The sequence below is a fragment of the Kosmotoga pacifica genome, from assembly GCF_001027025.1.
Classification (GTDB): Bacteria; Thermotogota; Thermotogae; order Petrotogales; family Kosmotogaceae; genus Kosmotoga_B; species Kosmotoga_B pacifica.
The window spans coordinates 1,995,862-2,021,321 of sequence record NZ_CP011232.1; the positions used below are offsets into that span (position 1 = coordinate 1,995,862).

The 25,460-nt window shown below is 41.1% G+C and carries 27 protein-coding genes; 16 read left to right on the plus strand and 11 right to left on the minus strand.

The annotated features are described in order from the left end of the window. Window positions 1-208 precede the first annotated feature (208 nt). From IX53_RS09420 to IX53_RS09460, 9 genes are all read left to right on the plus strand, one after another. Window positions 209-946, plus strand: coding sequence for a sulfite exporter TauE/SafE family protein (locus IX53_RS09420; RefSeq protein ID WP_047755142.1), 738 nt, complete (start codon window positions 209-211; stop codon window positions 944-946). Window positions 947-1,019: 73 nt separating this feature from the next. Continuing rightward, the gene (locus IX53_RS09425) at window positions 1,020-3,197 is read left to right on the plus strand and encodes a RelA/SpoT family protein (protein ID WP_082128579.1); all 2,178 of its coding nucleotides are present in this window, start codon (window positions 1,020-1,022) and stop codon (window positions 3,195-3,197) included. Then, window positions 3,194-3,640: a D-aminoacyl-tRNA deacylase gene (gene dtd / locus IX53_RS09430; RefSeq protein WP_047755143.1), complete on the plus strand. Its 447-nt coding sequence runs from the start codon at window positions 3,194-3,196 to the stop codon at window positions 3,638-3,640. Before IX53_RS09425 ends, dtd begins: the two co-directional genes overlap by 4 nt. Before the next feature lie 23 nt (window positions 3,641-3,663). Continuing rightward, window positions 3,664-4,149 carry an OmpH/Skp family outer membrane protein gene (locus tag IX53_RS09435; protein ID WP_047755144.1) on the plus strand — a complete coding sequence of 162 codons (486 nt, stop codon included), beginning with the start codon at window positions 3,664-3,666 and terminating at the stop codon, window positions 4,147-4,149. A gap of 4 nt (window positions 4,150-4,153) precedes the next feature. After that, window positions 4,154-4,873 carry an LPS export ABC transporter ATP-binding protein gene (gene lptB / locus IX53_RS09440; protein WP_047755145.1) on the plus strand — a complete coding sequence of 240 codons (720 nt, stop codon included), beginning with the start codon at window positions 4,154-4,156 and terminating at the stop codon, window positions 4,871-4,873. Then, the gene (locus IX53_RS09445) at window positions 4,874-5,377 is read left to right on the plus strand and encodes a TIGR00725 family protein (protein ID WP_047755146.1); all 504 of its coding nucleotides are present in this window, start codon (window positions 4,874-4,876) and stop codon (window positions 5,375-5,377) included. Window positions 5,378-5,392: 15 nt separating this feature from the next. Continuing rightward, window positions 5,393-6,817 carry a glutamate--tRNA ligase gene (gene gltX, locus IX53_RS09450; RefSeq protein ID WP_047755147.1) on the plus strand — a complete coding sequence of 475 codons (1,425 nt, stop codon included), beginning with the start codon at window positions 5,393-5,395 and terminating at the stop codon, window positions 6,815-6,817. Next, a complete protein-coding gene (locus IX53_RS09455) occupies window positions 6,801-7,238 on the plus strand; it encodes a hypothetical protein (RefSeq protein ID WP_047755148.1) in 438 nt (145 codons plus the stop codon). The genes gltX and IX53_RS09455 overlap by 17 nt, the downstream gene beginning before the upstream one ends. Before the next feature lie 5 nt (window positions 7,239-7,243). Further along, on the plus strand, window positions 7,244-8,521 hold the full coding sequence (locus tag IX53_RS09460) for a HEAT repeat domain-containing protein (protein ID WP_047755149.1): 1,278 nt from the start codon (window positions 7,244-7,246) through the stop codon (window positions 8,519-8,521). On the opposite strand, the gene IX53_RS09465 is transcribed toward IX53_RS09460, so the two are convergent. The 4 genes from IX53_RS09465 to IX53_RS09480 form a co-directional block, all read right to left on the minus strand. Next, a complete protein-coding gene (locus tag IX53_RS09465) occupies window positions 8,518-9,300 on the minus strand; it encodes an energy-coupling factor transporter transmembrane component T family protein (RefSeq protein ID WP_047755150.1) in 783 nt (260 codons plus the stop codon). The genes IX53_RS09460 and IX53_RS09465 overlap by 4 nt on opposite strands. Continuing rightward, window positions 9,297-9,659, minus strand: coding sequence for a 6-carboxytetrahydropterin synthase QueD (gene queD, locus IX53_RS09470; protein ID WP_047755151.1), 363 nt, complete (start codon window positions 9,657-9,659; stop codon window positions 9,297-9,299). The genes IX53_RS09465 and queD overlap by 4 nt, the downstream gene beginning before the upstream one ends. Before the next feature lie 134 nt (window positions 9,660-9,793). Next, window positions 9,794-10,705 carry a PD-(D/E)XK nuclease family protein gene (locus tag IX53_RS09475; protein ID WP_047755152.1) on the minus strand — a complete coding sequence of 304 codons (912 nt, stop codon included), beginning with the start codon at window positions 10,703-10,705 and terminating at the stop codon, window positions 9,794-9,796. 56 nt (window positions 10,706-10,761) lie between these two features. After that, entirely contained in the window at window positions 10,762-11,178 is a 417-nt protein-coding gene (locus tag IX53_RS09480; protein WP_047755153.1) for a PPC domain-containing DNA-binding protein, read from the minus strand. A gap of 69 nt (window positions 11,179-11,247) precedes the next feature. Here IX53_RS09480 and IX53_RS09485 point away from each other — a divergent pair, with 69 nt between their 5' ends. Both IX53_RS09485 and IX53_RS09490 read left to right on the plus strand, forming a co-directional pair. Beyond that, window positions 11,248-11,664 carry a secondary thiamine-phosphate synthase enzyme YjbQ gene (locus tag IX53_RS09485; RefSeq protein WP_047755154.1) on the plus strand — a complete coding sequence of 139 codons (417 nt, stop codon included), beginning with the start codon at window positions 11,248-11,250 and terminating at the stop codon, window positions 11,662-11,664. Between the two features lie 61 nt (window positions 11,665-11,725). Continuing rightward, a complete protein-coding gene (locus IX53_RS09490; protein ID WP_047755155.1) occupies window positions 11,726-12,880 on the plus strand; it encodes a glycosyltransferase family 4 protein in 1,155 nt (384 codons plus the stop codon). On the opposite strand, the gene IX53_RS09495 is transcribed toward IX53_RS09490, so the two are convergent. Next, window positions 12,864-13,880, minus strand: a complete 1,017-nt coding sequence (locus IX53_RS09495) for a lysylphosphatidylglycerol synthase transmembrane domain-containing protein (RefSeq protein WP_047755156.1) — start codon at window positions 13,878-13,880, stop codon at window positions 12,864-12,866. The genes IX53_RS09490 and IX53_RS09495 overlap by 17 nt on opposite strands. Beyond that, on the minus strand, window positions 13,873-14,919 hold the full coding sequence (locus IX53_RS09500) for a glycosyltransferase family 4 protein (RefSeq protein ID WP_245612719.1): 1,047 nt from the start codon (window positions 14,917-14,919) through the stop codon (window positions 13,873-13,875). Before IX53_RS09500 ends, IX53_RS09495 begins: the two co-directional genes overlap by 8 nt. A 42-nt stretch (window positions 14,920-14,961) precedes the next feature. On the opposite strand from IX53_RS09500, the gene IX53_RS09505 reads away from it, so the two are divergent. Next, complete coding sequence (locus tag IX53_RS09505) at window positions 14,962-16,032, plus strand: metallophosphoesterase family protein (RefSeq protein ID WP_053001289.1); 1,071 nt, start codon at window positions 14,962-14,964, stop codon at window positions 16,030-16,032. Here the strand turns inward: IX53_RS09505 and IX53_RS09510 are convergent. Further along, window positions 16,029-17,582, minus strand: a complete 1,554-nt coding sequence (locus tag IX53_RS09510) for a B12-binding domain-containing radical SAM protein (RefSeq protein WP_047755157.1) — start codon at window positions 17,580-17,582, stop codon at window positions 16,029-16,031. The two genes, IX53_RS09505 and IX53_RS09510, sit on opposite strands and share 4 nt — an antisense overlap. A gap of 260 nt (window positions 17,583-17,842) precedes the next feature. On the opposite strand from IX53_RS09510, the gene IX53_RS09515 reads away from it, so the two are divergent. Continuing rightward, window positions 17,843-18,046, plus strand: coding sequence for a hypothetical protein (locus IX53_RS09515; RefSeq protein WP_047755158.1), 204 nt, complete (start codon window positions 17,843-17,845; stop codon window positions 18,044-18,046). 139 nt (window positions 18,047-18,185) lie between these two features. Here IX53_RS09515 and IX53_RS09520 read toward each other — a convergent pair whose 3' ends face one another. From IX53_RS09520 to IX53_RS09535, 4 genes are read right to left on the minus strand one after another with little or no spacing between them, the layout of a single operon-like run. Then, window positions 18,186-18,890 carry a lysophospholipid acyltransferase family protein gene (locus tag IX53_RS09520; protein WP_047755159.1) on the minus strand — a complete coding sequence of 235 codons (705 nt, stop codon included), beginning with the start codon at window positions 18,888-18,890 and terminating at the stop codon, window positions 18,186-18,188. Next, window positions 18,887-19,954, minus strand: coding sequence for a lysylphosphatidylglycerol synthase transmembrane domain-containing protein (locus tag IX53_RS09525; RefSeq protein WP_047755160.1), 1,068 nt, complete (start codon window positions 19,952-19,954; stop codon window positions 18,887-18,889). The genes IX53_RS09520 and IX53_RS09525 overlap by 4 nt, the downstream gene beginning before the upstream one ends. Beyond that, complete coding sequence (locus tag IX53_RS09530) at window positions 19,954-20,688, minus strand: glycosyltransferase family 2 protein (protein WP_047755161.1); 735 nt, start codon at window positions 20,686-20,688, stop codon at window positions 19,954-19,956. The genes IX53_RS09525 and IX53_RS09530 overlap by 1 nt, the downstream gene beginning before the upstream one ends. A gap of 24 nt (window positions 20,689-20,712) precedes the next feature. Then, a complete protein-coding gene (locus IX53_RS09535) occupies window positions 20,713-21,936 on the minus strand; it encodes a glycosyltransferase family 2 protein (protein WP_082128555.1) in 1,224 nt (407 codons plus the stop codon). A gap of 544 nt (window positions 21,937-22,480) precedes the next feature. Between IX53_RS09535 and IX53_RS09540 the strand changes: the two genes are divergently transcribed. The 3 genes from IX53_RS09540 (at window position 22,481) to IX53_RS09550 (ending at window position 25,313) form a co-directional block, all read left to right on the plus strand. Then, on the plus strand, window positions 22,481-22,681 hold the full coding sequence (locus tag IX53_RS09540; RefSeq protein ID WP_047755163.1) for a cold-shock protein: 201 nt from the start codon (window positions 22,481-22,483) through the stop codon (window positions 22,679-22,681). Window positions 22,682-22,857: 176 nt separating this feature from the next. After that, complete coding sequence (locus IX53_RS09545; protein ID WP_047755164.1) at window positions 22,858-23,211, plus strand: ArsR/SmtB family transcription factor; 354 nt, start codon at window positions 22,858-22,860, stop codon at window positions 23,209-23,211. 2 nt (window positions 23,212-23,213) lie between these two features. Next, the gene (locus IX53_RS09550) at window positions 23,214-25,313 is read left to right on the plus strand and encodes a heavy metal translocating P-type ATPase (protein ID WP_047755165.1); all 2,100 of its coding nucleotides are present in this window, start codon (window positions 23,214-23,216) and stop codon (window positions 25,311-25,313) included. Window positions 25,314-25,460 lie beyond the last annotated feature (147 nt).

A 25,460-nucleotide genomic window follows, 5' to 3' on the forward strand; every position in this document is an offset into this window, starting at 1 on the left:
TAATTATAGCAAACAAAAACAAAAATATACAAGAAAATGATAATGAGCTACGTAAAAAGTTGATTATCAGAATAAAAGTCATTGTTAGTAAAATATCCTTGTATAATTAGTGTATTCATAATTAGATTTGTAAAATTAATTTATTCAATAGACAATTACAGAGATAGAACATGTTAAACTCTAAAAAATTGGAGTGGGAGGTACTAAGATGAATCCAATACTTCTGGTAAGCGTGTATTTTGGTGGCGTTCTCGCAGGTATTGTCAATACTCTGGCAGGCGGCGGTTCTATGATAACGCTACCATTACTCATGTTACTGGGTTTACCAGCTGATATAGCCAACGCCACAAACAGGGTTGCAATATTTTTACAAAACGCCGTCGCAGTGAGGTCTTTTGAAAAAAAAGGTGTTAGGACATTCAAAATTGCTATTCCCCTTGGACTTTTCGCAGCCGCAGGTGCCATTGTGGGTTCTTTCATTGCTGTAGACCTGGATAAAGAAGTCCTTGGCAGAGTCATAAGTGTGGTGCTACTAATAATGATGTACTTCGTTGTCAAAAAGCCCAAAATTGGCAAAAACAAAGCAATCGTAAATAGCTTTTATATGAAGGGAATAGCTTTCTTTTTGCTGGGTATTTACGGCGGATTCATTCAGGCAGGTATAGGTTTTCTTCTTATCGCTGCAATAACGTTCTTTTTGGGAACTGATCTTCTCAAAACCAATGCAATAAAAGTTGGTATCGTTTTGATATATACCACAACTTCTCTAATCGTCTTTCTGTCTAAAGGGATGGTGAACATACCCGTTGGTCTGTTGTTAGCACTAGGAAATATGACAGGGGCGTATATAGCTGTCAGGCTTGCGTTGAAGAAAGGACTAAAATTCATAAAACTCGTTTTGATAGTCGTTGTAGTTGCGAACGCGATAAAAACTTTCTTCTTTTAATTTCAAGAGCTTGAATACCCTAAACCTCAGTCCGTGCTAAAATTATTAAGAGAACCGAGGTGAAAATTTGAGCGTGAAAGTAATAGATGGCACGGAAGGTTTGGATCTTGTTAAGGAAATTGAAAAGATCCTTGGATTCAAGTTAAAAAGGCGTCAGCGAGAAAAGATAATCGAGGCTTACGAGTTCGCCTTTACCCATCACCAAACACAATTCAGAGACTCCGGTGAACCGTTTATAACCCACCCCGTCGAAGTCGCTAAAATTCTTGCTGAGCTCAATGCAGATCTCGATACTATTTTAGCCGGTATACTTCACGACGTCGTGGAAGACTGCGACGTTTCCATCGATGAAGTCAAAGAGAAGTTTGGAAAAGATGTTGCCAATATAGTGAATGGGGTTACAAAGATAAGTAACCTGAACCTCACCGAGAAGCTCGATCAAAAAGAAGCGAAGTTCAAGATGAAAGTCGAAACGGTGAGGAAGATGTTGTTTGCCATGTCCGATGACCCCAGGGTAATCATTGTCAAGCTTGCTGATAGACTCCACAATATGCGCACTATTCACCATCTCAAGAATCAGGTAAAGCGCAAGGAAAAGGCCAATGAGACGCTGAAGATATACGCACCAATTGCTCACAGAATCGGTATTCATAAGATAAAGTGGGAACTTGAAGATATCTCATTCAAGACTCTTTATCCTGAGCAGTACAGAGAGCTCAAGCTCAAGATGAACCGAAAGCTAAAAGAAAGACAGTACATAATGGACGAATACAAAGAGATAGTAACTGCGGAGCTGCGAAAATACCGCGTCAACTTTCGTATAGAGGGAAGGGTAAAGCACCTGTACAGTATCTGGATGAAGATGGTGCGGAAAAATAAAGCTTTTGATGAAATCTATGACCTTATCGCCCTCAGAATAATAACCGAAAGTGATGTCGACTGCTATAAAGTTCTTGGTATCGTGCATTCGTTATGGCCGCCTATCCCCGGTAGAATCAAAGACTATATAGCCACACCAAAATCCAACGGCTATAGATCCCTACATACAACACTCGTGACTCACAGAGGAGAACCTCTGGAGATACAGATACGCTCTGAAAGCATGCATCTTGAAGCTGAATACGGTGTTGCCGCCCACTGGTTGTATAAAGAGGGTATCGTCTCGATGAAGAAGAATCCATGGTTTGAAAAGCTCAGAGATGATGAAGCCCTCATCAGCAGTTTTGATGATTTGAGCGCCATTTCAAGGGCGTTGAGTGGTGGTGACGAGATCTACGTATTTACTCCAAAGGGCGACTTCATACATCTCCCAAAGGGAGCGACTCCGATAGATTTCGCCTATGCCGTACATACTGAAATTGGACACCACTTTGCTGGTGCTAAAGTTAACGGCAATATCGTACCCGTAGATTACGAGCTTAAAGCTGGAGATCGAGTGGAGATAATTGTCAACAAAGCGAGTGAAGGTCCCAGCCTTGACTGGTTGAAATATGCGAGAGCCAGCAGTACGCGCGCCAAGATAAGGAGATTCTTCAAGAGTAAGACGAACGTTGAATTAGTTGATCGTGGACGGGAGATATGTAAAAAGCTCTGTAAAAAACTAGGTAAGAGTATGGATGAGTTCCTTGAGAGTGAAACAATGAATCAGGTTTTCAAAAAATTTGGTATACATAGCGAAAAAGATCTTTATTTAAAACTTGGCGAGGGGACCATCACCACATCGGAACTCCTCAAAACTATTCAACCAGAGGAAGTTGAAACGGGACTTCCGGAGATAGCAAAGATAAAAGTAAAGCCGGGAAGGGGTAAGGAAGTTTTAATTGGGGGTCAGAGCGGTATAGATGTATATTTTGCTAAATGCTGTAATCCTTTGCCTGGAGATGACATCATAGCCGTGATCAGTAAGAGAGGTATTTCAATTCACAACATCAGGTGTAAAAACGTCAGAGATATCCCGTTAGAAAAGCAACTTAACGCAGAGTGGAGCTTCAGCATTGACGGGATGTATAGGGTAAAGGTAATAATCGACTTCGATGCGTCTGACCGCTCTATAATAAGTAAAGTAATTGACAAATTCAAAGTAAAAGGAGCGAAGGTAATAAAATATACCGTGGAATCAGGTAAATGGGGTTATGACTTTATGGATGCCAACATTCTTGTAAAAGATCTGGGACATCTGACTTCCATAATGGAGAGTCTCAGGGCAATAAAAGGAGTTCAGAGAGTAGTAAGAGTCGGAGGTGCATTATGAGAGCTGTCGTACAAAGGGTCAGTGAAGCCAGTGTTAGAGTAGATGGAACCATTGTAGGTCAAATAGGGCGCGGAATTTTGCTTCTTCTTGGTGTTCAGTCTGGTGATACTGAGAAGGACCTCCAGTGGATGGTGGATAAAGTACTGAATCTGCGTGTTTTCGAGGATGAGCAGGAGAAAATGAACCTTTCGTTGAAAGATGTGAGAGGTCAGCTATTGCTTGTTTCCCAATTCACGCTCCTTGGTGACGCCCGCAAGGGCCGTAGACCCTCCTTCACCGAGGCAGCTCCTCCAGAAATAGCAAAAGAGTACTTCGAAAAATTCGTAGAACTGGCATCAAAAGAAGTTGAAGTCGAAACAGGCGTGTTTCAGGCTCATATGGAGGTGCAGCTTGTTAATGATGGGCCTGTGACAATTCTTCTGGATTCAAGAAAGTTATTCTAAATATTTCCTTAGGAGGTGTGTGTGTGAAAAAACTTAGCCTTATACTTACGATCGCGTTGGTGTTGGTAGGGGTGCTCGTTATCTCAGATAACGCTTCAGGACCGGCTAATCCCGCGAAGATAGCTTATCTAGACCTTCAGAAAGTGCTCCAGTCGACAAAAGAATGGCAGGATCTGAACAAAAGCTATCAGGAAGATTTCGCTTTCTATCAAAAACAGCTTGATATTCTAACGAAAGAGTATCAGGACATGGTAAAGGCCGGTGCGAGCAACGAAGAACTCGCGGCAAAACAGCAGGAGATACTCACAAAGAAAGCACAGTATGAACAGACCTTGCAGCAGACGTACAACGCCAAGACGGAAGTCATACTCGATCAGATCAAGAAAAGGATAGAGGATTATGCCACATTCCTTGATTATGACCTCGTGATTTCTAAAGACGCTGTTGTTTATGGTAAAGGTACTTACGATATTACCGACATGGTCATCGAATATTTGAAAGGGTTCTGATCCTGTGAATTCAGTCCTCAAATGTGTTGGACTTTGTAAGCGTTTCGGCAAACGACAGGTATTGAAAGAGGTTTCCATAACGGCACAATCCGGGCAGGTGGTCGGTATCCTTGGTCCGAACGGGGCGGGAAAGACCACCGCCTTTAAGTCCATTCTCGGGATAGTGATACCGGATAAAGGGGATATTTTCCTTAACGACGAGAAGATAACCCATCTCCCTATACACGAAAGAGCCAAAAGAGGTATTGCTTATCTACCACAGGAAAGTTCGATATTCAGAGGACTTAAAGTAGGGGAGAACCTCGAAGTGATACTCAGGCTGAACGCGAAGAAAGGAAAAGAACTCAAAGAGCTTTCAGAAAGTTTGTTGTCTGATTTTGGTATCAGCCATTTAAGGGATCAGCAGGCTGATCTTATCTCTGGTGGTGAAAAGAGGAGACTCGAATTCGCCAGAACCCTTGCCCTTTCCCCGCACTTCATACTGCTGGACGAACCTTTCGTCGGCATAGACCCGATTACAGTGAAAGATATACAAAAGATGATTTTGAAACTGAAAGAACGATCGATAGGAGTTATCGTAACAGACCATGACGTAACGAGTTTGAGCAAAGTGGTTGACGTTCTATATGTGCTGAACAAGGGTGAAGTGATCGCTTCAGGACTTCCTGAAAAAGTTCTGAACGATCCGGGGGTTATAGAGAATTACCTTGGAAAGGAAGAGTAAATGAATATCGCGGTTATTGGTTATTCTGGGCATGTAGAAATGCCTCATATAAAGGAAATTTCGGACATATGTATAAAACTTGGTCACTCCATCGCTAGGAATGGTCATACTCTTATTACCGGTGGACGCGATGGAGTGATGGAGCTCGTATCGAAGGGGGCGAAAGAGGCCGGAGGAAGGGTAGTGGGTGTGCTTCCCTTCGATGAAGATGGAAACGAATACAACGATTTTAATATAAAAACTGGAATGGACTACCTGATGAGATCGCTGGTTTTGTTGAAGTCCGCCAATTTGGTCATCTCGATTGGTGGTGAGATTGGAACGCTTTTTGAAATCATCTCGGCTTATGCTTATGCCAAACCTGTTATACTATTTCGTGGCACAGGGGGCTGGACAGACAGAATTGCCACCACCCTGATAGACGGCAAATATCTCGACAATAGACATTTGGTAAAGATTCAGGAAGTCTCATCGCTCGACGAACTCGAGGAATTTTTGAGATAAACTGGAGGGAAAGTGATGGTCAAATGCAGATTTGCGCCCAGTCCAACAGGACATATGCACGTGGGCGGTGTCAGAACCGCTCTTTTTAATTGGTTGTTCGCGAGGAGCCAGGGAGGGAAGATGGTCCTGCGCATAGAGGACACTGATACAGAGCGCTCTACACGCGAATCGGAGGAGCAAATAATCAATTCACTACGCTGGTGCGGTTTAGACTGGGATGAAGGACCTGACGTTGGTGGTCCTCATGGACCATACCGCCAGAGCGAAAGGACCGAAGCTGGAATATACAACAAAATCGCTGAACAGCTCATCAAGAGTGGACATGCCTATTACGCAATCTATAGGGCAGACGATCCCAGGACCGTGATATCCACTTCCACCGAATGTCCCCAACTGGAGAAAGGCTATACTTTCACCGTGAAGTTCAAAGTCCCTGAGGCTTCGAATATCACCTTCAACGATCTTTTGAAAGGAGAAATGAGCTTCTCTAGTGACGCTTTCGACGACTTTGTAATAATCAAATCCAATGGGTTTCCAACGTACAATTTTGCTGTGGTTGTAGATGACTACATGATGGAAATAACCCACGTTCTACGCGGTGAAGACCACCTTTCCAACACACCAAAGCAGATCATGATATACGAAGCATTAGGCTGGAAGACACCTCAGTTCATGCATATACCGCTGATTTTGGGGTATGACAGAAGTCCTCTATCCAAAAGACACGGGCACACCAGTGTCGACCACTTCAGAAGAGAAGGATACCTCAGCAAGGCTTTGATGAATTATCTGGCATTGCTTGGATGGAGTGTCGATCAAGAGATCTTCGATTATAGAGAGAAGTTACAGGACTTTTCACCTTCAACGATTTCAAACAAGGCTGTGATCTTTGATTATGAAAAACTCGAGTGGGTAAACGGCAAACATTTACGCATGCTGGATATAGACGAGCTTGTCTCACAGTTCGAATTGTGGCTTAGATATACCGGCAAGGCTGATTTTATGGAAGCTTTTGTCGAGAATCCGCAATATACAAAAGAGGTGCTGAAAATTTGCCGGGAAAAGATCAACACACTGTCCCAGCTATACGACTTCTCGTTACCTTTTTTCCTTGAGGAACCCGAATATGATGCTTCTTATGTAGAGAAATACCTGACGAAGGAATGGTCACTGGATCTGATTTCTGAGGCGATTCGGAGGTTTGAAGACAACACAGATTGGAGTGTGGAGGGTGTAGAAAAGGTAATCAGGGAACTCGCAGAACTCAAGATCGCCTCCAAAAAGAACACGTTTCAGACACTTCGTGGTGGCGTTACTGGCAGGCTTGTTACTCCTGGACTCTTTGAGACTATCTCGGTACTCGGGAGAGAGAAGACGCTGGAGAGGCTTGAAACGCTACTGCAACTGGCTGAGAGTTTGAGGGATGAGATGGAAGAGTAACGGAGCGATCCTAATAGAAGCGCTCATCACTTTTCTGGCGTCAGGTGTAATAGCCATTTCGTTGTTCAACGTCCTGATAAATTACCTCCAATTGGAAAGCAGATTTTACAGGACGATACGTTACACTAATGCCATTAATCGGGCCTTTGATTTCGTGGATAACGACCTGAGCCGGATCAAAAAGTTGAAGTCCTTTAGCAACAGTAGCATATCTTTGCAGATAAAAAAAGGTAAGAAGAACGAGAACATAACGTATTATTTTGAAGGAAAACTGTTGAAGCGGCGGGCAAAAGCTGATGGAAAAAGGTTTGGTGTGAATACTGTAGTCGAGCTGAAAAGTGGAGGATATTTCGACTATGTAGATGGAGTTCTCACCATCACCATGGACGAGTTCTCCCTCATTTATAATTTAAAGGAGTGATTGAAGTGACAAAAGCGATAAAACAGATTATTGATGGTATCCAGAGTGAAATAGAGGGAAGAGTTGAGTATAACATAAAAGAGATGCTGAAATCCCCCTCGGCTTTCATTCGCTCAAAGGCGATGAAAGAACTCGCAGTGTCGGGCATTTCAGTGACTCGTGATCAAATTGAGAAATACCTTGAAGACCCTTCTTACGCAGTCAGGAAGGCTGCTGTGGAGTTGCTGGGTAAGCGTGGCGTTGCTGATGAACTTCTGATTTCGATGCTTGATGATCCCAATGAAAATGTACGGGCGACGGCCATTGGGTTCATTGTTGAACTCGGGCTCCTGACCGACGAACTCATGGAAAGCATCTCTAAAGACCCCTCCAGCAAAGTCAGAAAAGCTCTTGTGGAGGGGTTAATAAAGCAGGGGGTAGAACTTGAAGAACTCAAGGCTTTTGAAGGTGATCCCAGCAACGATATCCGTGAACTTCTGAAAGTCTACTCGGGGAAAGTCTCTTTGGATGAAACCGAACTCGCACTGTTACCCAAGAAACTTCAAAAGATTGCCTTCGCTTCTGCCATTAAAGGCAGGGACTCGAAAGCGCTAAACACCCTAATGAGTACGATAAATGGATTCAACACCCCTTCGCTAAAAGGGATAGCCGTGGAGCTCCTCGGAACCTTTCCAGAGGAACTATCCCGGGACGCACTGATAAATCTTGCCAACTCTGAAGACAGAACGATCGCTTTAGCGGCTGTAAAAACATATGGAAAGGCATTCGGATACGCTTCCGAACTTCTGCCTATCGCGGAAAATTTCATTCAGAGTCCAGACGAAGAAAAACGTGTCATAGGCGCACAAATATTCAAGAGACTCATGGAACCGTCCACTGTTGAACTGTTAAGGAAGAATCTTGACGATCCGTCGGACAAAGTACGTTCTGTCATCATTGAAGCCCTTGGAAACATGCTGGATTATTCTTTGGAAGAGGTCGTAACGGAATCTTTGACATCCACTTCCGCAAGGTTGAAAAAGGCTGCATTGAGGGCAACAAAAAAACTGAAGCTCACAAGCGTAGAGGATAAAGTCGTGAGTATCTTCGCGAGCATCAAAGAAGAGAACTCATTGCGTATCCTTGCTGTTTCTGTAACAGGTTACTTGAAATACGAATCTGCTATTCCGCATCTCGTGAAGATCATCCAAACACCAGAAGCTTCCGGAAAGCTCAGGCTTGCCGCAGCGAAAGCACTAGCTAGAATTGCACCACAACAGTTACTGGAGCTTTTTGGAGTTTAACTGAAGATAATACTCAACGCTATTAGAAGACTCATGAGACTGAAAAGTTTTTCGCTAAGCCCAAATTTGCCTTCAGAACACCTCACCCTTTCGTAACGGCCGTAGTAACGCATATCCATGGCTACGGCCAGTTCCTCTGATTTTCGTAGAGCGAGCACCACAAGGGGTATGATGACTGCCACAGAAGATTTAATCCTGCTGAAAAGATTCTTGCTTTCAAAGTCTGCTCCTCTGGCTTTCTGAGAGAGTATAATCTTTTCCATCTCCTGAGACAGTATTGGAATGAACCTCAGGGCTATCGATAGAACCAGCCCTGTATCGAAAGATAGCTTTTTTGGCAGCTTCAATTTGAACATGAGATCCTCAATGCTCTTTGCCATAGAGAGAGGACGCGTTGTGTAGGACAGCAACGTACTGAAGAGTATGGCACCGATTACCCTCGCACTGTAGATCGACGCTCCCGCAACTCCTTCCAGTGTTATATTTATTTTCCCTAGTGATACGATAATCCTCCCGGGGGTGAAGAAAAGCTGAAAGATGAAGATCATGAAGAGCAACAACCAGATGCTTCTAATACTCTTCAGATAGTTCCTCACGGGTATATTGCTCAGGTAAGCGAGCGTAAAAAAATATATAAAGAAGATCACGAAGTCAACAGGAGATGAACAGAAAAAAGAGAGCACAGCCATTCCTATGAAGCCTATGATCTTAGCCCTTGCGTCGAGGTCGTGTATCGGTGATTTAACGTTGATATACCTTCCCAACGGAATGTGTCTCATTTTTCCTCCAGATACCTTACAAAACTCGTGGGCGTTTCCCAGAGAACAACTTCGTGGAGCTTTCTTCGTTCGTTGTTTATGAGCTTTTTTAGCCTGTCATAAATCCATTTGGCGATGTATTCAGCAGTAGGTTGCTCTATGATTTCGTTTATATAAGCGTGGTCAAGGTGTTTCAAAACATTTTCTTTGACCACTTCTTTCAGTTCAAGAAAGTCTATGACCATACCCTCATCGTTGGGTTCACCGACGACCGTTACCCTTAATCTATATGTATGGCCGTGGAGCTTTTCACATTTACCGTGGTATTTTACTAGATTGTGAGCAGCATCAAAGGTGAATTCTTTTGTGATGTAAAACATTTGACCATCTCCCACTAGTAAGCATGGCAAGCATCATAAGGATTGTAACATGATGCTATCGAGTTCACTTTCGAATGACTTAAAAAAGAAGTTGTGCAATTATTACGAAAACCTCAGACCCCTTTTTGAGAAGGTTAACCATCATCTTTACAGATCTCTTTAAACTCGCAATAGTTGCAATTCTTGTTACGGTTAACCGGAAAAGCTGAAATGTCCTTGGGTTTGTTGATAGCCGGGTCCTCAAGATATTCTTCAAGTTCTCTTATGCTCCTGGAGATGTATTCCCTGAGCCCTTCAATCTGTGACTCTGAGAACGTATATTCAGCTCTTTCACCGCTCAGAAGGTATTCATTGACACACTTTATCTGTGTTAGTTCTATACCAGGATATTTCTCGAGTACGTAGATAACGTACAGTCCTAATTGTTGGTGGTCTTTGGCTTCGTTCTTATTTCCTGTCTTCCAATCTACTATGGTAATGTTTCCCGCTTTTTTATCCCTGTAAAGAAAGTCTATTATCGAATAGACTTTGACGCCGTTGTAAAAGAAGCTGGGAAAGCTTTCGTCGACTTCAATGACCTCGACTCTATCTTTGAGTACTTTTCTGTACGAATGTGAGCTTTCAAAATTGATCAGGGAGGTCTTTATTCTTTTGAGCACTTCCTGACTCTTGCCTCTAAGCCAGTCTTTCCTTCCGTAATACAATTCTGAAAGTATAGTATACTCCTTTGGCCATCTTTCCCAGTCAACTATGTGGTCAACAGAGTCAATCCATGCCTCTCTGAGTTTAGCTCTGACTTCTTTGAATGCCCGCTCCATCGAAAAGTTTCTCTCCACAATGGCTTTTTGTATCTGTTCGTGTATAGCCTGTCCTGAAAGCGCATATATGTTCTGCAACTTGCTGAGGAGGTATGCTTTCCTCTCAAGTTTTGTGGCTCCTGATTGCCAGCCTTTCCAGGAGAGGAATGTCTTATAATAATATTTTCGCTTGCACTCTTCGAAAAGCCTTTGCTTCGAGAGTGACCACGATTTTTCCGGATAGTCCATAGTATTCAATCTGAGAGTTTTGTTAACTCCCAGTTCCTCCTTTCAAACGTTCTGTGTCAAATCAATGGATTAAAGAGTTCTCCCTCACCCCTTTTGAGAGAGAGCCCGGGTGTTTTAAGAATGAAAATTTCTGCGGTGTTACAGACTGCGCCTCCAAACAAATGTCCTCCGAAAGCCTCGTTGGAAGGACCAGCGAGAGAGGCATGCAGGTGAATGAATATCTCACCGTTCTTCAATGCTATGTTTCCCTGAAGGGAGAGTAGTTCATGTGGCATAGAATAGCGCTTCTTTTCGTATCGGGTGCACTGGATGTTGAACCATCCCAGTTCAAAATCCCTCAACATACCAATACCATTGATGACAATTCCTGACTTTGTCCCTGTATCTACCAGTACTTTTTGAAGAGATTCATAGAAGTCCTCATGATTATCAAGCCTGACGAACAATATGTCATCCGTTTCACGATAGATCATTTCACCACCCCTTAAATAGTTTAACATCATTTATAATGATAAAATTTAATTGCGAAGGGAGGGATTCACTTGAAAAGCTACAGGAAGGAACTCTGGTTTCACACAAATAAGAGGAGAGAGCTCATAAATATAACGCCACTCGTTGAGGAATGTGTCAGGGAAAGCGGTATAAAGGAAGGTCTTTGTCTTGTCAACGCTATGCACATCACGGCAAGTGTGTTCATCAATGATGATGAGCCTGGTCTTCATAACGATTTCGAACGCTGGCTGGAAAAACTTGCGCCCGAAAAGCCCTATTCCCAGTATGATCATAATGGGTTCGAAGACAACGCCGATGCCCATCTGAAGAGGACAATAATGGGACGTGAGGTCGTAGTGGCCATAACCAACGGTAAACTTGATTTTGGTCCATGGGAGCAGATATTTTATGGAGAATTCGATGGAAAAAGGAAAAAGCGTGTGCTCGTCAAAATAATTGGTGAATGAGTCTGAACTTACTGCTATTTCAAATCGGGCATTGCGTATAATAATTTCATGGAGGCGAATTATGAGAATAGCTATGTTCACCGACACATATGAACCCCAGGTAAATGGTGTCGTTACAATGGTTAGACTGTTGAAGGAGCAGTTGGTAGCTGCTGGACATGATGTTTTCATCTTCACCGTTTCACATCCAAAAGCAAAACTAGAAGAGGGTGTGTTCAGATACAGATCTTACCAGTTTCCCTGGGAAAAACAACATCGTGTAGCCTCGCCTATGGTATTCAGAGAAGCTGAAGAGAAGGTCTTAGAGTTGAAAGTGGATTTGATACACACTCACACAATGATTGTCATGGGTTATATCGGGAACATCATCGCCGGAAGGCGTGGGATCCCTTCTATAAATACCTACCACACATTGATGGAGGATTATGTCCACTACATACCGTTTTTCAACAATTTCCTGAAAGAACTTGTGATCGATCAGACGAAGAGATTCTGCAATAAACACAACGCGGTCATCGTTCCCTCAGAAAAAGTGAAGAAATTGCTCAAAAATTACGGTGTTTCCACGGAAATAGAGGTAATTCCGAATGGCATAGAGTTGAACCATTTCGGAAAACGATGTTCTGAACAGGAAAAGCAGAGCTTTAGAACAAGATGGGGAATCCCCAAGGATGCAGCAGTGATGGTCTTTGTGGGGAGACTCGGAAAGGAAAAGGGTGTTGAATTTCTGATAGATAACTTTGCTAAAATCGAAAAGAAATATCCTAACACCTATCTGATGATAGTTGGAGATGGCCCGGAAAAAAAGAATCTGATATCTCAGGCAAAAACACTCAAATTGCAAAAAAAGGTCATTTTCACCGGATACTTAAAATGGCCTGAAGAGGTCTCTCTCGCCTACCAGGCCGGTGATTTTTTCGTTATCGCTTCCCACACAGAGACATTCGGTGTCGTCCTCGTAGAAGCAATGGCGAACGGAATCCCTGTGGTAGCGTATCACGATGAAGCCTTTGACAACATCGTTGTCGATGGTTTAAACGGCTATCTCGTTGAACAGAAAGAGGAGCTCTATAAAGGTATGGATTTACTTCTCTCTTCGAGAGAGTTGCGAAAAAAGCTCGGAGACACTGCTAGAGAGATGGCGAAGAAATTCAGTATCGAGAACCACGTCAATAGAGTCCTGCAACTTTATCAGCATGTTATTGGTGAGAAGTGATTCCAGTATTTTGTTTAGTTCCAAGGAAACTGAAAAATCCACCTACTATGATGTTGATGTAATACGTAAACAAACGCCAGAGTATCATGACAGCAGCGGTTTTTTCGTTCAGCATTGAAGCAAAGAAGAGCACAAAAACTCCTTCTGAAGCCCCACTAGCGCCGGGCGTCGGGATCATTGAAGATATCAAAAAGAGCACAAGCTGTACGGAAATTAGTCTCAGGTAATCTACATTAATACCGACAGCCAAAGCCACGAAATAGGGTGTTGAAATGAAAGCCAGCATCTGAAGGAAAGCAAAAAGCATACCTGCGAAGAATTTCCCGGTGTTTTCGAGAGATTTTTTCATACTGTTGTGAAACTTATCGACTTCGAGAAAGAGCTTATTCAGGAGAGTTTTCGAATTCTTAATGAGTCTCAATCTGGCAAGGATGTCAAAGAAAAGTTTTGCCATACCACCGGCGAACTTTTTGTTAAGTGAGAAAAGGAAAAGGAAAACGAGGACCCCGGAGTTTATCAAAAAACCTACAATCGCCAGTAAAGCAAGATTGGATATCTCCTTCGACACGAAAGAGTAAGCAGCCAGCATACCCGCCACTCCAAAGATCGTTATCACGATCTGATAGACTACAAATCTCGAAACCAGCATCGATGTGGCTATGCCGGCACTGTGTTTGTCTTTGGCCATATAGGCCACCTGCGCGGGTTGCCCTCCGGTATAAAAAGGGGTTATAGCTGAAAAAAAGCGTCCAATCAATGTTATCCTAAAGAGATAGGCAAAACTTATTTTTAACTCTGATTCTTGCGCGAATACCTTTATGGTTAAAGTTTCAAAAGTCCACGTAAGGATAGTCATAAGCAAAGCGGTTAACAACCATACAGGATCAGCTCCGACTATATAATCCACAGTCTTTGAGAAATCGGAGAATTTTAAAACGACTAGCAGGGTGATTATAGATATCAACGTAGCGATTAAAAAATTCCTGGCGGTTTTACTCATTTTTATCCTCCAAAACAGCTGTGTAAATCTCTTTCAGTTTCTCCCCCACAAGTCTGAGATCTCTTTCATGAACAGCCTTAATGGCCTTTCTCCCCAAACGTTCCGCAAGTTCTTTGTCATTTACAACAGACTTTATGGCTGCACAAAAGCCATCGACATTAGAGGCTTTAAGGCAGTTAGTTCCAGAAACCATCCAGTCTTTAAAAACGGGAATGTCTCTGATCACCACTGGACATCCCACCGAACAGGCTTCAAGCAGGGCAATCCCCTCGTTCTCTTCGTAGCTCGGAAAGAAAAAGGCATCTGCGGCGGATAGGGCACCGAGCAACATTTCGAAGGGAACATAACCAGGGAACACAAGGTTCTTCGGTGGGTTTCTCAAGAGTTTTCTTACCTTTGAGGGCTGAATATATGAAAACTTTGCGCCCATCCATATGAAAGTGTATTTTGGAAGCCTTCTCGCGACCTCTGCAAAGTCAAAGAGTCCCTTCCTTTCCAATGGAAGCCCGACATTTACAACCAGTGGAGTCGTTATCGTGAACGATTTTCTGAACTCTTTTGCCAGCGCTTCATCCTTTCTGAACCTATCAGTATCTACACCGTTTGAGACTACATACCCTGGAGTGGTAATCCCATAACTTCTAATGAGTTTTTCAGTATAATGCGAAGGAAAGATCAGATAATCCGCGGCTGAATACCTTTTCAGCAATTGTTTTTTCAGGAATGGAGCAATTTGGTTGCTGAACAGAAAGCTGTTTCGGAAGTCTTCGTACGTCATGTGAGTGTGATAGATGACCGGAATACCCTTTTTCTTTGAACTTTTTAAGAGCTTCCACGATTTCAGACCGATAGTGTTTATATGAACTATATCAAAGAAGTCTTTTGAATCGAGTGTAAACTCCACTCCGGCATGCTGGAGAGCTTTCATCTGATGTTTCAAAGCAACTCCAACACCAGATTTGCTGAAAAGTTTTTTTCCTTCAGAGAAAAGCAGGACTTTCACTGTTACACCTTCCATTAAAAACAGGATAATTTTCATGACTCCTCTGCTATTATATAGGGAAGAGGTGACTTTGATAAAATGAGGAAGAAAAATTTATTCTTTTGGGTAATTGCAATCGTCTTGATATTGACTTCCACTTTAAAACTGACACTGCCGATCATACAAAATGAATCCATCAAAGATATCATCTGTAACAGTATTAAAAGCATCGATCCTTCCGCGAACGAATTCTCCTTCGTGGTATTGGGTGATAACAAGAATTCTGTGTCAACCTTTGGCAAGATCATAGACGAAATAAACGCAAATCCTGATATAAGCTTCGTGATTAACACGGGAGATCTTGTCTTTGATGGAAGTTTGACAAAATACAACTATTTTCTGAAACAAATTTTTAAGTTGCACAAACCATTCCTTCCCGTTGTGGGAAACCATGATGTGGCTGACGGTGGGATGAACAATTACGTTGAATTTTTTGGTCCTCTGTATTACACCTTTGCCACCAAGGAAGCCTACTTCATCATCCTCAACGACTCTAATGAAGAAACGATTGATGGCTGGCAAATAAAATGGCTAGAAGAGCAATTTGAGCTTTCTAAAAAATACGAGTACACCTTTGTTTTCCTTCACGTCCCTCTTTTCGATCCGAGGTTGTCAATGGAAAATCAACCAGGACACTCATTGGAAAATATAGATAATGCAATGGAAATTTTACATCTTCTGAAAAAGTTTAAAGTGACCATGGTTTTTGCGGGACATATACATGGATATTTCAGGGGAAACTGGGACGGAGTTCCGTACACGATAACCGGAGGAGCTGGGGCGGAACTTGTCGGACTGGACAAAGAGCATTATTTCTATCACTACATAATTGTTCACGTGAAGAAAAGTGGTATTGAATATAATGTGGTAAGGGTCAATTCACCCGATTTCAATGTGATGGACAGAGTGGGCGCTTTCTTGTGGCTTTACCTGTACTCGTTCGTAGTAATAAATTATTGGTGGATTGTTCTAACCATTGGTGTAGTCATTTTCACAGTACTAATTGTTAGAGGGTTTAAAAAAGAAATAATGAAGATCTGGCATTGGCTAATAAGGCGAAAAATAATCAGGCTTATCTCAAAATTCTTTGTGGAATCAAAATCACATTAACTACTTTTAATAACGAAGTTTTCAGAGGAAAATGACTTTTCAATTGTTGGTGATATCTTCTTTTTTGAAATTTGCTCAGCTATTTTTCTGAAATGATAACCTGATATGGCAAGTGTAACGACCAGTGGAAAATGCTTTCTTTTCTTAAAAAGACTCCATATTAATAGTTTCCAGTACTCGAATCTTTCTTTACCAAGTATCCCTATCATTACAATCGATCTTAAAAAGGCTTTGATTTCTGTGAAAGTTATTTTTTTCAATCTCAGAGTCTTGGGGAATTTATAGACAGACAAAAAATTCCTCAATCGCTTATAGTAATTTGCGGGAGAATAAAGTTGTTTCATAAGATTTTGATAACCAGAAATGAGGGTTTTTATATTCATTTTTGGGATAAAATTTATAGAAATATCAACGTTGTTTTCGACAAACTCACTAATTAATCTGTTCTCATCCTGCATTCTTCTATAAAGCTTGCTTCCCCGGGGCGCATTCAACATACCCACCATAGCTGTCACTATACCCGTCTTCTGAATGAAATTGAACTGATGTTTGAATATAGATGGTGTATCATTGTCAAAACCTATAATAAAACCACCTTGTACCTCAAGACCAAAAGAATGTAATCTCTTAACTGATTTTTCCAAGTCATGTTTGATATTTTGGTACTTGTTTGCTTCCTTGAGGCTATCCAGATCAGGTGTTTCTATACCAACAAAAACTCTATTAAAACCTGCTTCGGTCATTAAACTCATGAGTTCATCGTCGTCCGAAAGATCTATGGATACTTCAGTGTAAAACGTGAAAGGATAGCCATGTGCTTTTTGCCAATTGATGATAGCGGGTAAAACTTCTTGTTTAAGGTCAATCTTCTTCCCGATGAAATTATCATCCACGAAGAAAACAGCTTTTCGCCATCCAAAATCATAGAGAGATTGTAATTCTTGAATGACTTGCTCTGTTCTTTTCGTTCGTGGGATACGGCCATTAAGTGCACCTATCTCACAGAATTCACAGTCATATGGACACCCTCTCGAGTATTGCACGCACATTGAGTAATACCATTTGAGATTCAAAAGTTCCCATCTGGGAACACGCACTTTTGTTATATCCGGGAACTTTTGGCTTGAGTAGTACTTTTTTACTTTCTCGTTTTCGATATCTTCCACGAGTTTTGGCATGATCTCTTCAGCTTCTCCTAAGACGAAATGATTTGCATTCGGGAAGTGATCAGGTTCCGTTGTAAAAAGCGGACCGCCTACAACAACCGGGATATTTAGTTCATTGCATCGTCTTATTACATCATTAACAGATTTGCGTTGTACAGCCATAGCACTTATAAAGACGTAATCGCTGTTTCTTATATCATTTTCTCTCAACCTCTCACAATTCATATCAACCAGTTTAACATTCCAACTTTTAGGAAGATAAGAAGCAATTGTCAACAACCCCAAAGGAGGTAATGCAGCCCTTTTAGAAGCAAACTTCAAGGCATGTCTGAATCCCCAAAACGTATCTGGATATCTTGGATAGATTAGCAGTATATTTTTCATAAATACCCCCCCTTCTCCTGATTTAGTGTACCATCTTATTCCTTTGAATTTGAACCTTTTACCTGCCTCTTAGATTTTTTCAATTGAAGTTGAAAGAAGGAGAAAACACCCCACTGCAGGTATTTAACATGCCATCTCTCCTATAGCTTCATCCTACTTAAGGTGCTGGTTTTTATTCCAATGGGGAAATGATCAGAGTGTCGCCAAAAACCGATTCTAGTCCATTCAAGCAATATAATGTGGCGTCATGGAGGAAGTGTATGAAAAGAATTGGACCAATCTTGTTATTGATAATTCTGATCATGAACGGTTATGTATGGCTGCTCCTTAGCTGTGTTGACTTTGAAAACTCGGCTGCTGGTACCACGGTCGTCGGCGTCTCGATAACCGTGACCATGTACACCATCGACAAGGATCTTCTGGTGCTCGAAGGAAACATAAATTCCTTCTCAACCAGCAGATAGGAACTCTGGATAGTCCACGTTTGTCTTGAGAAATGAGAATTTTAGCCTGTAACGTTCTATTGAAGAAAAAAGCTCAGCAATTTCTACTGAGCTTTTTTGTGGAATTTGCAAATTTCCCATCAGACTTGCTTTACATGAATTATCCAGCCCACTTTGGTCCTTCCATATCGTAAAATTCATAATAATACCCTGCGAATTTTTCCTCTATTGCTTTCATTATCTGTTCAACATCAGCTCTTTCTTCCCTGTTCATATCCGGGTATATGGGTTCTCCGTAATGAACCGTGATCGTTCCGCGTTTGCGGTAATCTTTAATAACACGCCTAACAGCTTTTAAAGGCGGTTCATCATCCAGTTCAGGTCTGAAAACATAACCGTTTTCTATCCCAACTGGCACAATTGGAACATTTGCTCTATGGGCTATAACAGCCACACCTGGATAAAGCCTCTTTTTCCAATTCCAGTAACCTTCGGGAAATATCATAACCGTACCCCCTCTTCTGAGATACAGTATCACATCCCGGATAGTTTCCTTATTTAGTGATTGCTTTATTTTTGGGTCCTGGGTAACTCTAAATCGCCAGATTGCCTTGTAAAGAAATCTTACCAGTGGATAAGGGCCATCCACCTGATACAACGCTTTCGCTCTATATCGCCCAGATGTTCTTACGACAAACAACGGGTCGAAATTACCAACGTGAGTCACGCACATTATAAATGGAGGTTTTGGAAGTTCCCCTCTGGCTTTTGATTTTGCAATCAACGGAAGGATAAACAATATGATTCCAGCGTAAAGTAACCAGATAACCTCGTATATTGTATGAATCAATAATTTCTTGATCACGTCTGGTTCACCCCCTTTGGTGGCTTTTTGCCGAAGCTTAGCAAAAAGTTCAAAAGACCAACAAATATCAAGGAGTGATAAGTAACAAACCTCCAGATAGAAATGCCAATAATCAATTGTTGATCTGGAAGTATGTTTTTTAGCATAACAAACATGCCGGATTCGAATCCCCCACTTGAACCGGGTGTGGGGATAAAATAAACTACAAAGCTTAAAAGTACCTGTACGGCTATGCTGTCTATAAAAGAAAACTGATATCTTAAACCATCGGGTGATAAAAGTCTGACCATAACAACGTGAAAAATACTATAGTTTATCAACAAATATCCTATGGCCAGTAAAAAGTCAACAATTAAGGTAAAGGGTCTTTTCGACCAGATATTAAGCATTCCAGCATTGTATCTTTCAAATGTTTCGCGGATGTTGTTCAGAATGGCCTCTCTGTCCTTCTTTGTTAGTTTGCATATTACTCTTAGCAAGAATTTTCGCCGTGAAATGAAATGCAGGAATTTGATTAACATTTTCCTTGAAAGCGCCAGGATGGTAAAAAAAATTCCGGCAATAATGGTTATTGCTATGCCTGCTGCAAAAACTGTTCCAGCAGTTTCTAAACTAGTAAAATAAGTCAGATAACGTGGCAACAGCAGGAGAGCAAAAAAAGTCGTAGCAAAATTGGTCATCAAATATTGAGAAATGACAGCTGCAGATGCGTTTGAAACACTTATCTGCGCTCTTGTCAAATCATAGATCTGAAACGGTTGGCCCCCAGCAGCAAAAGGAGTAATGGCACTGAAAAAGAAACTTAGAACTATATTCCGGTATGATCTAAAATAAGATAACTGCTCATTCAAGCTTCTTAAAAGCAAAATAATTCTCAATGCCGGAATACTCCAGCTTAGAAACAATAGAGAAATAGCCAAGAAAACGACGCTCCAGGAATTCATCAATAATTCAAAATCAATTTTGGCTCCAAAGGTTTTTTGGATAACCAGTAATACAACAATGCTTGTGATAACACCGAAGAGGATACTCCTAACTGGTAAGGAAGAGTTTTGCTTTTGCATCATTTCTCCTTTTTTTTGTAATAATCATCATCGTAATATTCATCGTAGGTAATCTTGTTTTTATTCAAAGCCACATCAAGCCATAATCTGAAGGCTTCTCTTAAACCGTGCATGAAATTAACCTTTGTATAGCGCCTGTTTGATGTATAACACACCATGGAAGGGCAAAACTTGACCTTTCCCGTTTTTCTAAGGCTTTTCACAAGCATAAAATCTTGAGAGGCGATCTTACTGTCCAGTTTGTAGCCACCGACTGTGAAGTATGCATTCTTTCTAAACCCAAGATTCGCCGCGCCGGATAAACTGACGCCTGCGAGATTTGAAAGCCCATTGAGGAAACAATAGCTGAATACGGTGAGTTTTCTCAAAACCGGTCCATTTTCTCTAAAGGCCATAGGCCCGTATACTGCAACAATGTTCTCTCTTTCAAAAGCTTTTGACATTTTGAGCAGCCAGTCACTGGGATAAAGCGTATCGGCATCACAACTGGTTATTATATCTCCAGCCGCAATTTCAAAGCCTGTATGCATCGCATAAATAGATCCTCTTCGTTTTTCGAAAACAACCTTATCCGCATACCTCAATGCGATTTCCGGGCTTTTATCGGTGCTCCCATTGTCTACAACGATGAGTTCGTAGTCTTTGAAACTTTGGGAACGGATCGATCTCAGTGTATCTTCTAAAAACTCTTCCTCATTGAGGACAGGTACAACCACTGTAATTAACGGAGACATTTTCTTCACATCCTGTTAGACACCTTATGTTTTTTCTCGTATTACCTTGTGCCACACACTCTTCTTTCCGAAGGCGTGTATAAGCGAAAAGATGATAGCAATCTGAAAGAGAAAATATGCTAAAGGGGCACCTAAAATGATATTAATTAACATTTCTTTTCGTCTATGTCCATCGTGTAGAATGTAGCTGGTTACAGTGCTTGAGAACAAAATACTAAGGAAAAAAGGCAAAACCACACTAAGCAAGTATTCAGCACTCAACAAATAAGCTAATATAAACATTAATACCGGAAAAAGCGTCAAAGCCCCAATTGCTATGAAGACCAAAATACCAAGATAGCGACCCTGGGAAATCTGCTTAGCAATTTTCTTTATTCCTCCGGTATACCATCTGCAATGTTGATAAAATAGGTCTTTCAAGCTTAACGCATACTGTATTTTGCACTTTTCACCCATTATAAATTTCACTTTGATTTTGTTTTTCATAAGCCGAAGCGCGAGGTCAAAATCATCTACAAGTGTTTGGGTGTCGAACTTACCAACGGCGTCAAGAATCTGCCTCCTGATAAAAACGCCACTATTCATGAAAATTGTTGGTGAAAACAAACCTGAGTAAACGAACGCCTTTATAAATGAAAAATATAGGTCCTGGAGAATAACTGCTAAAGTGCGCGACTGATTGTACGATTCGAAATCGGCGAAGACAACGTTGATATCAGGCGAATCAAATAGTTTGGAATATTTTCTAACAAAATCCCAATCTACGCGAGCATCAGCATCCAGAAAAAGTACGATGTCCTCTTTAATCATATCAAGGGCAACATTTAAAGCTCCAGATTTTCCTGGTGTATCAAAGTTGCGTTGCACAACGAGGTTTGGGTATTCTTTTGCAAGTTCCGTTAAGATCTCATATGTAGAATCCGTAGAATTGTCATCTACAACGATTGCCCTAAAGGTTTTCGGCGATCTGGATAATAAGCTGCGAACAGTGGTTTCTATAACTCTTTCCTCGTTCTTTGCCGCAATAACAGCGACAATAGAATACTTAATGGCATCTGAGCCCAGAGTAGAATCGTAAAAAAGATTCCTTGTGGAACGATTTTTCATGTAACCGATTAATGCTATTACAAAACCGATGGCTAAGCCATATAGAATTATCACCAAACCATTCACACCACCATTCAATGCATATGAAATCAATAATAAAGGAAACTGTTTGCAAATTCTTTGATTTTCCAGGGGGTTCATTGGTGTTTAATGCATTTCAATCAAAGAAATAAATTGCCAGTTCGTTAAAAGCTTATCATATAACAAGGTTTGATTGAAAGAGCGTTTCTTTTAGAGTTTCGGATGGAGAAAACTGGATTTTGCCCACGGATTTGAAAAGGCTTAGTGTCCAATGAAGTTTTGCTGTCTGGAAGTTAGTGGGATTCTATAAAAGCTTGAACGGTTCAGGAAATTCCCGGAATTCAGGTGTAATACTGTCTTTGAATTGCCATGATTGTAATGAAAACAAACAACAGGCGTTTAGTCAAATACTCTCGAGCTTTTTAAATGGCTTATTATCCAAGCAGTCATTGAAAAATAGATAAGAGGCTCTCCAAGAGAAATTTTTTCTGAAGGCGAAAGCATTTAGAATTCTTCATAAGACAGATGTTAAGTGCCTAAGTGAGAATGGCACATTGAGTACATGTGATAGACATATTAAGAGCGTCGAAACAGGGTACAATTTTTATATCCGAAAGGATAATTTGCTACTTGCAAGTGGTGCAAGTGATTTTCAGGAGGAAACATGAAAGGAACAGTTAAGTGGTTCAATGCCCAGAAAGGCTACGGATTCATTACCAGAGACGAAGGAGAAGACGTTTTTGTCCATTTTTCAGGAATTGCTACGGACGGGTTCAGAACGCTTGAAGAAGGCCAGAGAGTAGAATTTGACATTGAAAATGGCCAGAAGGGCGCTCAGGCAATAAACGTAAAAACAGTCGAATAATTCCAATAAACCTGAAAAGGCCTACCAGAGATGGTAGGCCTTTTTTATTGGGACTTATAGAAACTGAGATATAGAAGTAATGTTCTCCTAATTAATAATGAATTGACAACAGACCCTGTATTATCGTATAATACGATTTGATAATTATCTAATCGTTTATAAAAGGGGTGTGTTCCATGGAGAAAAAGGATTATTGCCAGATATACAAAACCCATATAAATACCGAAAAATTCAAAGAGAAAGCGAATGAAGTCGCGGGATTATCGGAGTTATTCAAGGTTTTATCTGATGAGACGAGAACTAAGATAATTTACTTGCTTTCATTGAAGGAACTGTGCACCTGCGATCTTGCAGAAATACTTGGAATAACACTACCTTCTGTTTCTCATCATCTAAGGTTGTTGAAAGCTTTTAGGATTGTCAAGTATAGAAGAGAAGGGAAAGTGGTCTTTTATTCTCTTACCGATAAACATGTTATGGATCTGATAAACGTTGCTAAAGAGCATTTTGAAGAATTTCTGGAGGAATAAAGATGCGGAAAAAATATAGAGTAAAAAATCTGGATTGCGCGAGCTGCGCGGCGAAAATTGAGAATGCAGCAAAAGAGCAAGGAATTAAGGTTACGCTGAATTTTACTACACAAACATTGCTTGTTGATGAGAAAGAGATGGAGAAAGTCCAGGAAATTGCAAGCAAAATTGAACCTGGAGTGGTCTTTGAGGATGGTACAAATAAAGATTCTGAAATGGAAAACGAGAATGAACTCAAAAGGCAGATAGTAAGACTAACAATTTCTGGTTCTTTCTTTGCAATTGGAGTGATTTACAGGTTCTTTGATTTGGGAATGCCAGTTGCAGTTAATATAGGGCTCTTTCTCACAGCCTACATTATTAGTGGCTGGGAAGTATTAGTCGGAGCAGTGAAAAATGCTGTGAAAGGTACTTTGTTTGGCGAAAACTTTCTCATGTCAATCGCAACTTTGGGAGCGATTTTTATCGGTGAATTTCCCGAGGCTGTAGCTGTAATGCTTTTCTTTTCAGTTGGAGAACTTTTTGAAGGTTTTGCAGTTGGAAAATCAAGGCGATCCATAAGATCACTTCTCTCTTTAAGAGCTGAGTATGCAAATTTAGAGGTTGATGGAAAGCTTGAAAAAGTCTCGCCGGAAGAAGTCAAACCTGGTCATACAATATTGGTCAAACCCGGAGAAAAGATACCACTCGACGGAATAGTTATTGAGGGTGAGTCATTCCTCGATACCTCTGCATTGACCGGCGAAAGTGTTCCACGAAAAACAAAACCAGGGGATGAGGTTCTTTCTGGAATGATAAATACTTCTGGTTTGTTGAGGATAAAAGTTCAAAAATCGCTGGAAAATTCTTACGCTACAAAGATACTAGAGTTAGTTGAAAATGCTGCTTCAAAAAAAGCTCCAACAGAAAAGTTCATTACAAAGTTTTCAAAATATTACACACCCTTTGTCGTTTTTGGAGCCGCAGCTGTGGCTTTCCTGCCGCCTTTGCTAATACCAGACGCTAGTCTGGCTGTCTGGTTACAACGTGCACTCGTGTTGCTCGTTATTTCGTGCCCGTGTGCCCTTGTCATTTCCATTCCCCTGGGATATTTCGGAGGTATAGGTAACGCCTCAAAGCATGGAATACTGGTCAAAGGTGGTAATTATCTCGATGCACTTAGAAACGCTGATACCGTTGTTTTTGATAAAACAGGTACACTTACCGAAGGGGTTTTTAACGTATCGGGCATAGAGAGTTTCAATGGTTATACCAAAGAAGAAGTGATAAATCTTGCCGCATTGGCGGAAGCTCATTCTAACCATCCAATAGCGATCTCTATTTATAGCTACGTTGGTAATCTTGAGAACAATAATGTCGAAAAATTCGAAGAAATATCCGGTCATGGTGTAATTGCGACGATTTCAGGGAAAAGAATACTCGTTGGAAACGAAAAACTCCTTAAAGCTAATGATATTGATTTCGAGAAAGAAGAACTAAATGTACCGGGTACTGTGGTTTATGTTGCTGTCGAAAATAAACTCGCAGGTCGAATAATAATATCCGATAAGATAAAAGAGGATTCTAAGAAAGCGATAGAGGAACTGAAAAAACTTTCCATAAAAAGGGTGATAATGCTAACTGGTGATAATCAAGCGGTCGCTGAAAAAGTTGCCTCGATGCTTGGTGTTGACGAATACCATGCACAGCTCTTACCAAATGAGAAAGTTGATATCTTGGAACGAATAAAGGAGAACAGTAAGAAAGTTGTCTTTGTTGGTGATGGAATAAACGATTCACCGGTAATTGCGAGCGCAGACATTGGAGTAGCTATGGGGGGGCTAGGTTCTGATGCCGCTATTGAAACCGCCGATGTTGTCATAATGGATGATAAGCCTTCAAAGCTTCCTGTTGCTATGAGAATAGCCAATTCTACTCATAACATTGTGATTCAAAATATCGTCTTAGCCTTAGGGGTAAAAGGATTGTTTATACTTCTTGGAGTCTTAGGACATGCGACCATGTGGGAAGCTGTGTTCGCAGACGTGGGCGTTGCTCTATTAGCCATATTGAATTCTACAAGGGTTTTGAAAGAGCCGAAGACCAATGCAGGAAGTGAATGATGTAATTAAACTAACCAGATTGAACATATCGAAGGAAAGACTTTAGAATTCCCACAAAATGAATACTCCTCATTCAGAAATAACCAGCTATGTCTGGTTATTTCTTGTTTGTGTTTACTTTAGAATTTCCACTGATGGTACATATAT

Coding starts and splice junctions, on each gene's coding strand:
- IX53_RS09420 (WP_047755142.1), top strand. CDS start 209: ATGAATCCAATACTTCTGGTAAGCGTGTATTTTGGTGGCGTTCTCGCA.
- dtd (WP_047755143.1), top strand. CDS start 3,194: ATGAGAGCTGTCGTACAAAGGGTCAGTGAAGCCAGTGTTAGAGTAGAT.
- IX53_RS09445 (WP_047755146.1), top strand. CDS start 4,874: ATGAATATCGCGGTTATTGGTTATTCTGGGCATGTAGAAATGCCTCAT.
- gltX (WP_047755147.1), top strand. CDS start 5,393: ATGGTCAAATGCAGATTTGCGCCCAGTCCAACAGGACATATGCACGTG.
- IX53_RS09455 (WP_047755148.1), top strand. CDS start 6,801: ATGAGATGGAAGAGTAACGGAGCGATCCTAATAGAAGCGCTCATCACT.
- IX53_RS09465 (WP_047755150.1), bottom strand. CDS start 9,300: ATGAGACACATTCCGTTGGGAAGGTATATCAACGTTAAATCACCGATA.
- queD (WP_047755151.1), bottom strand. CDS start 9,659: ATGTTTTACATCACAAAAGAATTCACCTTTGATGCTGCTCACAATCTA.
- IX53_RS09475 (WP_047755152.1), bottom strand. CDS start 10,705: ATGGACTATCCGGAAAAATCGTGGTCACTCTCGAAGCAAAGGCTTTTC.
- IX53_RS09480 (WP_047755153.1), bottom strand. CDS start 11,178: ATGATCTATCGTGAAACGGATGACATATTGTTCGTCAGGCTTGATAAT.
- IX53_RS09490 (WP_047755155.1), top strand. CDS start 11,726: ATGAGAATAGCTATGTTCACCGACACATATGAACCCCAGGTAAATGGT.
- IX53_RS09495 (WP_047755156.1), bottom strand. CDS start 13,880: ATGAGTAAAACCGCCAGGAATTTTTTAATCGCTACGTTGATATCTATA.
- IX53_RS09500 (WP_245612719.1), bottom strand. CDS start 14,919: ATGAAAATTATCCTGTTTTTAATGGAAGGTGTAACAGTGAAAGTCCTG.
- IX53_RS09505 (WP_053001289.1), top strand. CDS start 14,962: ATGAGGAAGAAAAATTTATTCTTTTGGGTAATTGCAATCGTCTTGATA.
- IX53_RS09510 (WP_047755157.1), bottom strand. CDS start 17,582: ATGAAAAATATACTGCTAATCTATCCAAGATATCCAGATACGTTTTGG.
- IX53_RS09515 (WP_047755158.1), top strand. CDS start 17,843: ATGAAAAGAATTGGACCAATCTTGTTATTGATAATTCTGATCATGAAC.
- IX53_RS09525 (WP_047755160.1), bottom strand. CDS start 19,954: ATGCAAAAGCAAAACTCTTCCTTACCAGTTAGGAGTATCCTCTTCGGT.
- IX53_RS09530 (WP_047755161.1), bottom strand. CDS start 20,688: ATGTCTCCGTTAATTACAGTGGTTGTACCTGTCCTCAATGAGGAAGAG.
- IX53_RS09535 (WP_082128555.1), bottom strand. CDS start 21,936: ATGAACCCCCTGGAAAATCAAAGAATTTGCAAACAGTTTCCTTTATTA.
- IX53_RS09540 (WP_047755163.1), top strand. CDS start 22,481: ATGAAAGGAACAGTTAAGTGGTTCAATGCCCAGAAAGGCTACGGATTC.
- IX53_RS09545 (WP_047755164.1), top strand. CDS start 22,858: ATGGAGAAAAAGGATTATTGCCAGATATACAAAACCCATATAAATACC.
- IX53_RS09550 (WP_047755165.1), top strand. CDS start 23,214: ATGCGGAAAAAATATAGAGTAAAAAATCTGGATTGCGCGAGCTGCGCG.